The sequence below is a fragment of the Ruegeria sp. H7 genome (assembly GCF_056532945.1).
On record NZ_JBQFNZ010000002.1, the window covers coordinates 475,810 to 488,551 of the forward strand.

At 61.0% G+C, this 12,742-nt stretch carries 14 protein-coding genes; 8 read left to right on the top strand and 6 right to left on the bottom strand.

Going from position 1 to position 12,742, the window contains the following annotated elements; genetic code table 11:
• Nucleotides 1-48 precede the first annotated feature (48 nt).
• Nucleotides 49-1,593, bottom strand: coding sequence for a trimethylamine methyltransferase family protein (locus ACR0AC_RS07385; protein ID WP_480872619.1), 1,545 nt, complete (start codon nt 1,591-1,593; stop codon nt 49-51).
• Between the two features lie 403 nt (nt 1,594-1,996).
• Here ACR0AC_RS07385 and ACR0AC_RS07390 point away from each other — a divergent pair, with 403 nt between their 5' ends.
• Nucleotides 1,997-2,524 (top strand): outer membrane protein, encoded by a 528-nt coding sequence (locus ACR0AC_RS07390; protein WP_480872620.1) that lies wholly within the window; start codon nt 1,997-1,999, stop codon nt 2,522-2,524.
• A 5-nt stretch (nt 2,525-2,529) separates the two neighbouring features.
• On the opposite strand, the gene ACR0AC_RS07395 is transcribed toward ACR0AC_RS07390, so the two are convergent.
• Together ACR0AC_RS07395 and ACR0AC_RS07400 are read right to left on the bottom strand one after the other, a co-directional pair.
• On the bottom strand, nt 2,530-3,717 hold the full coding sequence (locus tag ACR0AC_RS07395) for a pyridoxal phosphate-dependent aminotransferase (RefSeq protein WP_170450394.1): 1,188 nt from the start codon (nt 3,715-3,717) through the stop codon (nt 2,530-2,532).
• A gap of 56 nt (nt 3,718-3,773) precedes the next feature.
• Nucleotides 3,774-4,118: an MmcQ/YjbR family DNA-binding protein gene (locus tag ACR0AC_RS07400; RefSeq protein WP_170450396.1), complete on the bottom strand. Its 345-nt coding sequence runs from the start codon at nt 4,116-4,118 to the stop codon at nt 3,774-3,776.
• Between the two features lie 207 nt (nt 4,119-4,325).
• Between ACR0AC_RS07400 and cysS the strand changes: the two genes are divergently transcribed.
• The 3 genes from cysS (at nt 4,326) to ACR0AC_RS07415 (ending at nt 8,227) form a co-directional block, all read left to right on the top strand.
• Complete coding sequence (cysS, locus tag ACR0AC_RS07405) at nt 4,326-5,723, top strand: cysteine--tRNA ligase (RefSeq protein ID WP_170450398.1); 1,398 nt, start codon at nt 4,326-4,328, stop codon at nt 5,721-5,723.
• Nucleotides 5,724-5,813: 90 nt separating this feature from the next.
• Complete coding sequence (gene cimA, locus ACR0AC_RS07410; protein WP_480872622.1) at nt 5,814-7,448, top strand: citramalate synthase; 1,635 nt, start codon at nt 5,814-5,816, stop codon at nt 7,446-7,448.
• Nucleotides 7,445-8,227, top strand: a complete 783-nt coding sequence (locus ACR0AC_RS07415; RefSeq protein WP_480872624.1) for a squalene/phytoene synthase family protein — start codon at nt 7,445-7,447, stop codon at nt 8,225-8,227. Before cimA ends, ACR0AC_RS07415 begins: the two co-directional genes overlap by 4 nt.
• Here ACR0AC_RS07415 and ACR0AC_RS07420 read toward each other — a convergent pair whose 3' ends face one another.
• Nucleotides 8,228-9,454, bottom strand: coding sequence for an MFS transporter (locus ACR0AC_RS07420; protein WP_480872847.1), 1,227 nt, complete (start codon nt 9,452-9,454; stop codon nt 8,228-8,230). It abuts the gene before it with no gap.
• Nucleotides 9,455-9,551: 97 nt separating this feature from the next.
• On the opposite strand from ACR0AC_RS07420, the gene ACR0AC_RS07425 reads away from it, so the two are divergent.
• The 4 genes from ACR0AC_RS07425 to ACR0AC_RS07440 are packed head-to-tail and all read left to right on the top strand — an operon-like array spanning nt 9,552 to nt 11,648.
• On the top strand, nt 9,552-10,184 hold the full coding sequence (locus tag ACR0AC_RS07425) for a DNA-3-methyladenine glycosylase family protein (protein WP_480872626.1): 633 nt from the start codon (nt 9,552-9,554) through the stop codon (nt 10,182-10,184).
• Nucleotides 10,181-10,846 carry an alpha/beta fold hydrolase gene (locus ACR0AC_RS07430; protein WP_170450406.1) on the top strand — a complete coding sequence of 222 codons (666 nt, stop codon included), beginning with the start codon at nt 10,181-10,183 and terminating at the stop codon, nt 10,844-10,846. The genes ACR0AC_RS07425 and ACR0AC_RS07430 overlap by 4 nt, the downstream gene beginning before the upstream one ends.
• A gap of 2 nt (nt 10,847-10,848) precedes the next feature.
• Entirely contained in the window at nt 10,849-11,346 is a 498-nt protein-coding gene (locus ACR0AC_RS07435; RefSeq protein ID WP_170450409.1) for a GNAT family N-acetyltransferase, read from the top strand.
• Nucleotides 11,346-11,648, top strand: coding sequence for a putative quinol monooxygenase (locus tag ACR0AC_RS07440; protein ID WP_170450410.1), 303 nt, complete (start codon nt 11,346-11,348; stop codon nt 11,646-11,648). Before ACR0AC_RS07435 ends, ACR0AC_RS07440 begins: the two co-directional genes overlap by 1 nt.
• Before the next feature lie 6 nt (nt 11,649-11,654).
• On the opposite strand, the gene ACR0AC_RS07445 is transcribed toward ACR0AC_RS07440, so the two are convergent.
• Entirely contained in the window at nt 11,655-12,080 is a 426-nt protein-coding gene (locus ACR0AC_RS07445) for a VOC family protein (protein ID WP_170518774.1), read from the bottom strand.
• Between the two features lie 32 nt (nt 12,081-12,112).
• The gene (locus tag ACR0AC_RS07450) at nt 12,113-12,718 is read right to left on the bottom strand and encodes an rRNA large subunit pseudouridine synthase E (RefSeq protein ID WP_480872629.1); all 606 of its coding nucleotides are present in this window, start codon (nt 12,716-12,718) and stop codon (nt 12,113-12,115) included.
• Between the last annotated feature and the right edge of the window lie 24 nt (nt 12,719-12,742).

The window sequence follows — 12,742 nt, forward strand, 5'->3', positions numbered from 1 at the left end:
ATGACAAAAGGCGGTCCGATCCCCATCGGACCGCCTGTTTTCAATATGTTACGCGGGCAAGTGAATGTTGAACTTGTTGCGCAGTTCCGCATCCAGAAGCGGATCAAAGCGGGCAGGCGAAGGCATCCCGAGGATTTCTTCCTTCCGCGCGGTGGCCTTGTCCAGCAAATCCGGCTTGCCCAGTTCGGCCCATTCTTTCGGCGACGTCCGATCCCCGAAGGTGGGGTAGACGTAATCGACCTGCATCCGGCTGAGCGTGGCGTCGGTTCCAAGATAATGCCCGGGGCCGCCCATGCAGACCTGAGCAATCTGGTCCAGAGCGAGCGTTTCGTCATTGACTTCGATCCCGCGAACACAGCGCTGCGCCTGTCCGATCAGATCGTCGCTGAGGATAAGGCTTTCGAAACAGAAACCCAGCAGCGAGGCGTGCATACCGGCGGATTCATACACCATGTTCAACCCGGACAATCCGGCCATGATGTTCGAGCACATCTGCTCCCACCCGGCCTGCATGTCGGGCATTTTCGAATCCGAGGCACCCGCAGCAGCGCCGCCCGGCAGGTCGTAGAACTGATGCATCTGGGCGCAGCCTGCGCTTAGCAATGCCTGCTCTCCGGACCCGATGGACATGGCACCGGTCCGCAGGTCCAGACCGAAAGGCCAGGTGCCAAAAATCGCGGGTGCGCCTGGCTTTACGGCATTTACATAAACCAAACCGGCGAGACATTCTGCCGTTGCCTGAGTGATGGCGCCGGCGATGGTCGAAGGCGCGGTGGCCCCAGCCATGCCTGCGGACAGCAACAAAACCGGCATTCCGGCCTTGATGCATTCTTCCATCACTTCGCAGCTTTCGGTGGCGAACTTCATCGGCGGCACCACGAAACAGTTCGAGTTCGATACGAACGGCCGCTCGCGCCACTTGTCCTCGCCACCTGCAATCATGTGCAGCATCTCCATGGCCGGGGCCACGTGCGACGGCTCGGTAAACGAGGTGCCGATATGCTTGTAAGTCCCTGAACAGGCAGCATAAACCGTGTTGTAGTCCATTTCCATGTTGTCGAGAATGTCACGGCACACCATCGGACGCTGGACAAAGTGGATGTTGTCGAGCTGCTGGCAAATCCGCGCCGCGTCATGCAGATCCTGCACGGTTGAATCGCGGTATTCGCGGCCATGGACGTCAACCATGCTGACAGCGGCCCCGGCGGTGCCATAGTGGACCTTGGTCCCGGTCAGATCCAGATCGTGCTGCCCGTCGCGGCTGTATAGGGTGATCGACCGGTTTGCCTTGGCGATCGTATCTTCGACCAACGCGCGGGGAAACCGGATGCGCCCATCATCACCCAGCGTACATCCTGCACCAACCAGATAGTCGATCCCGCTTTGCGGGGCGTCGGCAAGGCCAATGGTTTCAAGGGCTTGCAGCGCGGCGTTGTGAATTTTCTCGATCTGCGCCTGGGTCAGAGGCTTGTATGTTCCACCCTCCATGCCGGGGCGGATCGGGCGCAGATGCTCGGGCAGCGCCGAGGCACGGGCTGCGCGGCGCGCAGAGCGCCCACCGCTGCGAGAGGTGTTACGGGGTTGGTCATTCATGTCAGGGGTCCGGTCTTTGGAATCAGTCTTGAGTGTGTAGGATCAAGACAGCTGCGGACGCCCGCGCGCCGCACGCCCGCGGTCCGCACCGATGGTGCGGCTGATCAGACGTATTTTCCAAATTTCGTTCGGCATGGAACCTCGCTATTCGTGATCGCAATAGTTGCAGCGAAGGGCGACGCGATCTGTCCCGTTTGCGACGCGGTGGTAAAAAACCGGCAGGTTTCGAAGCGGGCCTCGCGAGATAGGTGTCAGAGTCAGATTTTCTCCCGTTAGGGAAGAAATCTGTTATAGTTTATTAACTTATTGCTGAATAACTCGTGAAGTGAATTGAATTCTGGTCCCTGTAGACCACCTGTTATGTTAAGCCTGTTGCCGCTTATTTTGGATTGAGCGTGTCCTGATGACGGAGATGAAATCGCTTTCGGCCCTGATTGTCTGGATGACAATCGCCAGCGTCGGTCCCGCCTTTGCGCAGGACTGGACAGGGGCCTATGCCGGTTTCAGTTTCGGATTCGCCGAGGCGGATGGTCCGGCTGGGTCCAGCGGCGACAACACCGTCTTTGGGGCGCATATCGGGTACGATCAGGATTTTGGCAATTTCGTATTGGGCGGCGAACTGGAATATAACCGTTTGTCACTGAACCTGAGTCAGGATCAGGGCAGTCTGGATAGCATGACCAGCGTCAAGCTGCGCGGTGGATACGATTTTGGTGGTGCGTTGGGATATGTTGTTGTCGGCGCCGCCCGCGCAGAGACCTCAGCCGACAGCGATACGGCAGCTGTCTATGGGATTGGCGTAGCCTATCCGATTGGCGAGAATTTTATCATCAGCGGTGAGGCATTGCGCCAGAACTTTGACGATGTGACCCGGTCCGAAGGGGGTCTTGGGTCGAACGTTTTCAATCTGCGCACAACTTTCCGGTTCTAGGCCGGTTACTCTGCCGCCCGTTGATCCGCCAGATTGGCCGCACACTCACATAGGATCTGCAAGGCCGAAGCAAACCGATCATCATCCACCGTCATGGCAACACGAATGTGACCAGCAGCAGCGCGTCCAAAGCTTTCACCCGGCATCACGGCAATCGCGTGTTGATCCAGCAGGGCATTCGCAAACTCTTCGCCGCTCAGCCCGGTCGCGCGCACGTCCAGCATCAGGTACATCGCGCCTTGTGCAGGGACGAGGCCCACTGTTTGCTGCCGGGCCAAAATCTCTTTGGCGAGCGCTCGGCGACGGCGGAAAGGGGCGGCGATTTCGGCCTCTAACTCGGTTCCCGCATTCAGGGCAAAACTGGCGGCGTCCTGAACGAAACCGGGCACCCCGTAAGTGGTATGTGTTGCCAGATTGATCAGATGTGAAATCACCTGTTCCGGGCCCACGATCCAGCCACAGCGCGAGCCGGTCATGGCATGAGATTTCGACATCGAGCCAACGACCAGCGTCCGCTCGACCATGCCGGGCAGGGCGCGGGGCGAAATGTGCTCACCTTCCCAAATCTGCGTATCATAGACCTCGTCCGAGATCAGCCACAGGTCGCGGCGGGTGCATAATTCGGAAATGTTTTCAATCGTTTCGCGGGAATAGACAACGCCAGTGGGATTGTTGGGTGAGTTGATCAGCAAGGACACGGCCCCATCTGCGACCGCATCAATATCTTCAGCGCGGGGCTGAAAGGCATTGTCGGCCGACGTTTGAACGGCGCGCGCAATGGCTCCGGCACCGCGGATCGTGCCGGGGTAGGTCGCGTAGTAGGGATCAAGGTAAAGACCCAAATCCCCCGGATCACAGACTGCGGTATGCGCCGCGAACAGGGCGGCTTGTCCGCCGGGGGTGATCAGCACGTTGTTGCGGGACGTGGGCACGCCGGTCCGCATCTGAACCCGTGCTGCCACCGTGTCGCGCAAAAGATCGGTGCCAGGCACCATGGCATAGCCGGTATGGCCGGACCGCGCCGAAAGATCCATGGCTTGCAGGATCGAGGCATCGGTGCGGATGTCATGCTCGCCAATCGTCAGTTCGGTTACAGCGTGACCCTCGCTGATCATGCGACGCGCGCGGTAGAACACGTCCCACCCGTCGCTGCCGCCGCCGGTAAGATGCGTGATGCGATTTGACAGTTTCATGCAATGCCCCTGTTTGTCTTGACGCTGAATGGGGCAGAGCCGTCAGCGAAAGTCAATCAGCTTCGCGCGGGCAGGGTGGCCTGAAGTTTCTTGGTGAGCGATGCGCGCACCAGATCGTACGAAGCGGCCAACCGATGCCGCATCTCTTCCTTATCCGCATCAAAGGGCAGGCGCACCCAACTGCGGTGAAAATACGGAGCCTTTACCCCGACACCCGCATCGATCAGCATCTGCGCCGTTTCGATGTCCGGTGTCTTGACCGAGACACCGTCATTTGCGGTGCCGATGCAGGCAAACATCTTGCCGCCCACCTTCCAGGCGTCATGGCCGCCGCCCCAGGGGTCCGACCATTCGGCCCCCGGCAGGTCGCGGCATACGGAGTTGACGAAATCCCGGCTCATGGTCGCAGAGTGCAGGGGAAGGTCCGCAAACTCAAGCCTTGGCTTGGCGCGTGACGCGTGTTATGCCAAGCGCCATGAACCGGATGAACTGCATCATTATCTGCTGCATTACCTGCTGATTTATCAAGCGGGCCGGTTTCTTTCGTTTTCATCTCTGAGACAAGTTGCTAAGCCCGCGCCAACGCGCAAGCTTTAGGAGCCCGAGTGATGACGACAATCAAGCTGCACAACACACGGACGCGGACGAAGGAAGATTTCGTTCCGATCGATGCCGAAAACGTGCGGATGTATGTCTGTGGACCCACCGTCTATGACCGGGCCCATCTGGGCAACGCGCGGCCGGTGGTGGTGTTCGACACGCTGTATCGGGTGTTGCGTCATGTCTATGGCTCGGATCATGTGACTTACGTGCGCAATTTCACCGACGTAGACGATAAGATCAACGTGACCGCGCTGAAGCGCAAACAGGCCGGGGCCGAAGGGTCTCTGGAGCAGTTGGTCCACGAACGCTCGGATGAGACCATCGGGTGGTATCTGCACGATATGGGCGCGCTTGGGACGCTGGAACCGAACCAGATGCCACGCGCAACTGAGTTTATCCCTCAGATGATCGAGATGATCGAAGACCTGATCGCCAAAGGCCACGCCTATGCGGCCGAAGGTCATGTGCTGTTCGCGGTGGACTCGTGGAAGGACAACTATGGCAAGCTGTCGGGCCGGTCGGTCGATGACATGATCGCGGGCGCACGGGTCGAGGTTGCGCCTTACAAGAAAAATCCGATGGATTTCGTGCTGTGGAAGCCCTCGACCGATGAGCTGCCGGGGTGGGAGTCGCCCTGGGGCAGGGGTCGTCCGGGCTGGCATATAGAATGCTCGGCCATGAGCTATGAGTTGCTGGGCGACAGTTTTGACATCCATGGTGGCGGCAACGATCTGATGTTCCCGCACCATGAAAACGAGATCGCGCAAAGCTGCTGCGCGCACCCCGAGGGTGAGTTCGCTCGGGTCTGGATGCACAATGAGATGCTGCAGGTCGAAGGTAAGAAAATGTCCAAGTCGCTGGGCAATTTCTTCACCGTGCATGACCTGTTGGAACAGGGCGTGCCGGGTGAGGTGATCCGCTTTGTGTTCCTGCAGACCCATTATCGCAAGCCGATGGACTGGACCGAGAAGAAAGCGCGTGAGGCCGAAGCAACGCTGCGCAAGTGGCGGGCGCTGACAGCGGGCATCGAGCCCGCCGCCAGCGCGGCACCCTCGGTGGTCGCAGCACTTGCGGATGATCTGAATACAGCGGGTGCCATCACCGAGTTGCATCGTCTGGCATCGGAAGGCGACGCGCCGGCCTTGCTGGCGAGTGCGCAGTTGCTTGGTCTGTTGACGGATGATCTGGGCGCGTGGGCAACTTCGGAGGCGATGGACTTTTCCGCCTATGAAGAACTGCTCGCCTCGGCGCGCGCGGCGGCCATGGCCAGCAAGGATTTTGCCGAGGTTGACCGGTTGAAATCCCTATTCATCGCCGCTGGTCTTGAGGTGCGCATGAGCAAAGAAGCCGTTGAGTTGGTTCCCGGTTCGGAATTTGATCCATCGAAACTGGAGAGCATCTAACAAAGCGTACCGCCCGACCGCCCCCACGGGCGGGCGCTTCGCATCCACCCTCGGTCGGGCACCGCCCGAACAAGCCAAAGAGCCAGAATAATGACCAAGGAACGCCTCTACCTCTACGACACGACCCTGCGCGACGGGCAGCAGACGCAGGGGGTGCAGTTCTCGACCGCTGAGAAGGTGCAGATCGCGCAGGCGCTGGATGAGTTGGGGGTCGATTATATCGAAGGCGGCTGGCCCGGCGCGAACCCGACCGACAGCGCGTTTTTTGAGGTCGCACCAAAGACCTCGGCCCGGCTGACGGCATTTGGGATGACCAAGCGCTCGGGTCGGTCGGCGGAGAACGACGACGTGCTGGCGGCGGTGATGAATGCGGGCACGCAGGCGGTCTGTCTGGTCGGTAAGTCGCATGATTACCACGTGACCCATGCGCTTGGGATTTCGCTGGAGGAGAATGTCGAGAACGTCCGCGCCTCGGTCGCGCATCTGGTGGCGCAGGGGCGCGAGGCGCTGTTCGACGCCGAGCATTTCTTTGACGGCTACAAGGACAACCCCGGCTATGCGACCGAGGTGTGCCGTGCCGCGCTGGAGGCTGGCGCGCGCTGGATTGTGCTGTGTGATACCAACGGTGGCGCTTTGCCTGCCGAAGTTGGGCGCATTGTGTCCGACCTGATTGCTGCGGGGCTACCGGGTGATCGGTTGGGCATTCACACCCATAACGATACCGAGAATGCGGTGGCCTGTTCGCTGGCCGCGGTCGATGCGGGGGCGCGCCAGATTCAGGGCACGCTGAATGGGTTGGGCGAACGCTGTGGCAACGCGAACCTGACGGCGCTGATCCCGACTTTGTTGCTGAAAGAACCTTACGCTTCGCAATTCGAGGTCGGCGTCAGCCTTGACGCTTTGGCGGGTCTGACGCGGATCAGCCGGATGCTGGACGACATCCTGAACCGGGTGCCCAGCAAGCAGTCGGCCTATGTGGGCGCGTCTGCCTTTGCGCATAAGGCCGGTCTGCATGCCAGCGCGATCCTCAAGGATCCCTCGACCTATGAACATGTCGATCCGGCGACGGTTGGCAATGCGCGGATCATCCCGATGTCGAACCAGGCCGGGCAGTCGAACCTGCGCAAGCGCCTGACCGAGGCCGGGTTGACCGTTGAAAAGGGCGACCCGGCATTGGGGCGCATTCTTGAGCGGATCAAACAGCGCGAGGCCGAGGGTTATTCCTATGACACCGCGCAGGCCAGTTTCGAACTGCTGGCGCGGGATGAACTGGGGCAGTTGCGCGAATTCTTCGAGGTCAAGCGCTACAAGGTCACGGTTGAGCGGCGCAAGAACAAGTACAACAACATGGTCAGCCTGTCCGAGGCCGTGGTTGTGGTGAAGGTCGATGGTGAAAAGAAACTGTCGGTCAGTGAGTCTCTGGACGAGCAAGGCAGTGACCGCGGGCCAGTGAACGCGCTGGCCAAGGCGCTGGCCAAGGATCTGGGGCAATATTCTCAGGTGCTGGCGGATATGCGGCTGGTCGACTTCAAAGTGCGGATCACACAGGGCGGGACCGAGGCCGTCACGCGCGTCATCATCGACAGCGAAGACGGGCAGGGGCGGCGGTGGTCCACCGTTGGGGTCAGCGCGAACATAGTCGACGCGTCCTTCGAGGCGCTGCTGGACGCGATCCAGTGGAAGCTGGTGCGGGACTGCGACCCTCAGCAGGCGGCGGCAGAGTGACGGCGACGTTTGACGAGGATGTCAAAGCCTGTGCCGCTTTGGTACATAAAGCCGATCCCGATCGATTTCTGGCGGCAATGGCTGCCCCCGTCCCTGCGCGGGCGGTTCTGTTTCCGATCTACGCGCTGAATGTCGAGGTCGCGCGCGCGCCCTGGGTCACGCAAGAGCCAATGATTGCCGAAATGCGCCTGCAATGGTGGCGCGATGCCTTGCAGGAGATTGCGCAGGGTCCGACCGTGCGGCGGCACGAGGTTGTGACGCCTTTGTCTCGGGTCCTGTCGCCCCACCTGGCCGGGATGCTGGACGAATATGTGGCGGTGCGGCGGTGGGACATCTATCGTGACCCGTTCGAGGATCAGGACCACTTTGACGCCTATATCAATCACAGTTCCGGTTCGCTGCTGGTGGCCGCGGCACAGGCCCTTGGGGCTGCGGATGAGGGTGTGCTGCGTGATTTCGGCTATGGCATAGGCGTTGCGAACTGGTTCCGCGCGATCCCCGAGCTTGAGGCGCGCGGGCGCATTCCTTTACTGGATGGCACGCCCGATGGGGTGAAAACGCTGGCAGAGGCAGCTTTGGTGCGTCTTACGCGGGCCCGAACTGACCGCGATGCGGTATCGGCAGACGCCCGTCCGGCGCTTTATGTCGGGTGGCAGTCCGAATGGATTTTGAAACAGGTGATTGCACGCCCGGATCGCGTCGCGGCGGGTGCTTTGACGCAGGGTGAGGCGCGGCGGCGGCTGTCTCTGATGTGGACCGCTGCGACGGGTCGGTGGTGATCAGGCTGTTTTCGGATCGGCTGGCCTGAGGACCAGCCACAGCAGCGCTCCGCCCGCCAGGGTCAGCAGCGGGATCATAGCGAGGTTGACGGCCGTCCAACCTTCGACCGGCGAGCCACCGGAACAGTTCATCAACCCGCCCGAGGCCAGCGAAGCAATCGTCACGCCTCCGAACACCAGCAGGTCGTTAAGGCCTTGCATCCGGCCTCGTTCATGCACTTCGTGCGAGGCGGCGAGCATACTGGTTGCGCCGATAAAACCAAAGTTCCAGCCGATGCCCAACAGGATCAAGGCGATGAAGAAATTGCCCAGTTCGACCCCTTGCAGGGCGACGACTCCGGCGCCTGCAAGGATGGCAAGACCAAGGGCCACGATCTTTTCGACGCCGAAACGTGCGATCAGGTGGCCGGTGAAGAAGCTGGGGACATACATGGCCAGCACGTGGCTGGTGACCACATCCGCCGCGTCATTGGCCGAGAACCCGCAGCCGACAACAGCCAGAGGGGTCGAGGTCATCACAAGGTTCATCAGCGCGTAGGAGACCATGGCGCAGATGATCGCAACGGCGATGCGCGGGGTTTTCAGCAATTCCAGCCGCGACCGGCCTTTAGGCGCATCTGCGTTGGGTTTTGGCGGCGTCGGGATGTCCAGAAAGAAGAACAGGGCCGAGCCGATGACGTTGACGGCAATCACCGCGATATATGTGCCCAGAAACGGAATGACATAGGCCTGTGATGTCAGTTTGACGATTTGCGGGCCGATGATTGCGGCGGCCAGACCGCCCGCCATGACATAGGAAATCGCCTTGGGCCGGAACGCGTCCGAGGCGGTATCGGCTGCGGCAAAACGGTAGAACCCGTGTGCGCTCATGTAGATGCCGGTCAGCAGGCTTCCCAGCAGAAAAATCGGGAACGAGCCGAGATAGAGGCCATAGGCCCCGACCAGACCGCCCAACGCTCCGGCTGTTGCGCCGACCAGAAAGCCCGCGCGGCGGCCCCAACGCTGCATGATGGCCGAGATTGGTGTGGCGGCCAGCATCGAGCCCAGAACAATCAGCGAAATGGGCAAGGTGGCGAGGCAGGGGTTGCTGGCCAGCGATTGCCCGGCCAAGCCACCAACGATGAAAATCATCGGCATCTGCGCGCCCAGAATCGATTGCGCGGCGACCAGAACAGCAACATTGCGTTTGGCTTGCGAGTCGTCCGGGGTGGCTGTGGTCATCGTCATGCGCCAATGCGTATCGGTGAAAACGCTGACGCACAAGCGGCTTGCATATGCGGCTGTGGCCCCTAACGTGCGATGCGTATCACAAAGCAGAGATCCCATGGCCGTAGGACGCATCATTGAAACCCCCGACTGCGTGACGGAAGGGGCCGAGTGGCTGGCCAATGCGTGCCCGCGCATGGCGTATGCGATGGAGCAGACCGGCCCGTTGCCCCTGCGGCGTAAGCCCGACGGCTTTGCCCAACTGCTCAGCGCGATTGTCAGTCAGCAGGTCAGCGTGGCCTCGGCCAACGCGATCTGGAAGCGGATGCAGGACGCAAAACTGACCGGGCCGCGCAAGATCATGTGGGCTACGGACGATGATTTGCGGGCGGTTGGGTTGAGCCGTCAGAAAATCAGGTACGCCCGTGCCCTGGCTGAGGCGCGCATTGATTACAAAGCGTTACGCGGCGTACCTGATGCAGATCTCATTGCCACGCTGACGCAGGTTCCGGGCATTGGCGTTTGGACCGCCGAGATATACGCCATGTTTTCACTGGGGCGCGCGGACGTCATCGCGCCGGGCGATCTGGCCCTTCAGGAAGCCGCGCGCGTTCTCTACGATCTGCCCAAACGCCCGACCGACAAGGAGCTTCGCCAGATGGCCGAAGCGTGGTCGCCTTGGCGCTCGGTTGCGGCCCGGGTTTTGTGGGCCTATTACCGGGTGGCCAAGAATAGAGAAGGGATCAGATGACTCGGGTTTTGAACGCGCTCAGGAAAGAGCCGGTTTCGGGCGATACACGCTCGGTCGTGGTGTTCGTGCACGGCTATGGGGCCAACGGGGCCGATTTGCTGGGCCTTGCCGACCCGCTGGGTGAACACCTGCCGGATACGCTGTTCGTGGCCCCCGACGCGCCCGAGCAGATCCCGAGAATGCCGAACGGCTTTCAATGGTTTCCGATCCCGTGGATCGATGGCTCGTCCGAAGAAGAGGCGCGTCGTGGGATGGAAATGGCGGTCGAGGATTTCAACGCTTTCCTCGACGCGCTGATGGTAGATGAGGACGTGCTGCCCGAGCAGGTCGTTCTGTTCGGCTTCAGCCAGGGCACGATGATGAGCCTGCATGTGGCCCCCCGCCGCGAAGACCCGGTTGCCGGGATCGTGGCGTTTTCGGGCCGGTTGCTGGAGCCTGAACTGCTGGCCGACGAAACCGTTAGCCGAATGCCCATCCTGCTGGTCCATGGCGATGCCGACGATGTGGTCCCGCCGCAATCGCTGCCCGAAGCCGCCGAGGCGTTGCAGGCTGCTGATTTCAAAGAAATCTATGCTCATGTGATGAAGGGCACGGGCCATGGTATCGCACCCGATGGCCTAAGCGTCGCTTTGGCCTTCATGCGCGACAAGCTGAGCCTGTAGCGATGATCGCCATCCGCCCGATGATGCCCGAGGATGTGGCCGAGGCCTGCCGCATCCTCAACCACATCATCGCGGCGGGTGGCACGACCGCATTTGAAATCCCGTTTTCACAGGCATTGTTCGCGCAAAGCTATCTGAATGGCGCTGATAAGATCTGTTGCCATGTTGCCTTGGACGACCAAGGCGGGGTTGCCGGGTTTCAGTGGTTGGGCACCTATGACGCGTTGCCCGATGAATGCGCCGATATCGCAACCTTCACCCGCCGCAACCCGGTGCTGCGCGGCGCGGGCCGGGCCTTGTTTGACGAGACGGTGAAGACCGCCCGCGCGCTGGGGTTTTCTGCGATCAACGCCACGATCCGGGCGGATAACCTTCTTGGCCTAAGGTATTACGAAAAAATGGGTTTCCGGGACTACTCGGTCGCGTATGGCGTTCCGCTGCGCGATGGAACCCCGGTCAATCGAATCTCGAAACGTTATGATCTGAGGAAGGGAGCGTAATGCTGGTTGTCACAGGAATTGTCGAAGTGAACGAGGCCGGGGTTGAACAGGCCCGCGAGGCCGCTCAGGCGATGGTTGCAGAAACCGTGAAAGAGCCCGGTTGTCTGGTCTATGAATTCAGTCAGGTGCTGGGACATCCCAACCGCTTCCGTGTCTATGAGGAATGGCAGGATCAGGCTGCGTTAGAGGCGCATTTTGCGACACCGCACATGGCCGTGTTCCGCGCGGCCTTGAGTGAGGTTGGCCTGACCTCTCGCGAACTCTACACGATTACAGGTGGGCAGAAGCAGCCGCTTGGCTAATCGGGTTCAACCCCACAAGTGACCTTCGGCAAACTCGACCGAATTGCCCGCCGGGTCGCGGATATAAAGGGATCGCGCACCGCTGGGCCAGTCGAACTCGGCATCGATGGGGACGTTCCAGTCCAACAGGTGCTTGCGCATGGCGGAGATTTCATCGCGGGTCAGCACAAGGCAGACATGCCCCGGACCCCGCGCGCCATGCGGCGGAACGGGGAGGTCCGGGTTCAGGGGCGGTTGCTCGGTCTGATCCGGGTTGAACAGCAACAGGACGGACCCGCCGACGCGGTAGAACACATGCCGGTCGCTGATCCGCTGAATGCGCTCCAGCCCCAGAACCTCACCATAAAACTGTTCTGCCGCGTCCAGATCGTCGACGTAAAGCGCGGCCTCCAGAATGGCCGATGGGGCAGGTATGTCCGGCGTGAGTTTCATACCCGCATTTTAGCAGAGATGAGCCGCCCGTGTCACCGCCGCGTGCGGCGGTCGCGTTTGCGCTGCGGGGCTGTGTTGAGGTCGGGCAGGGGCAGGCTGTCCCATTGGCCGGGCTCCAGATCATCCAGCGTCCAGTCGCCGATGCGATAGCGTATCAGGCGCAAGGTCGGCAGCCCAACCGCCGCCGTCATCCGGCGCACCTGCCGGTTCTTGCCTTCGCGGATCGTCAGTTCGATCCAACTGTCCGGCACGGACTTGCGTTCGCGGATCGGTGGCGTGCGGGGCCAAAGGCCATCCGGCTCGTCCATCTCACGCGCTTTGGCAGGGCGGGTCAGGCCGTCTTTCAATTCGACCCCATCGCGCAGCGCCTTCAGTGCGGCTGCATCGGGCTCGCCTTCGACCTGAACCCAATAGGTCTTGGCCATCTTGTGCTTGGGGTCCGAGATCTGCGCCTGAAGCCGCCCATGATCGGTCAACAGCATCAACCCCTCGCTGTCCCGATCCAGCCGCCCTGCCGGGTAGACCCCCGGCAGATCGATGAAACCGGACAGTGTTCGACGTGGCGACTCGGCGCTGCCGCGATCGGTGAACTGCGGCAGCACGTCAAAAGGTTTGTTGAATCGAATGAACCACGACATGCCTCCGCCATAGCCTGCAAAACA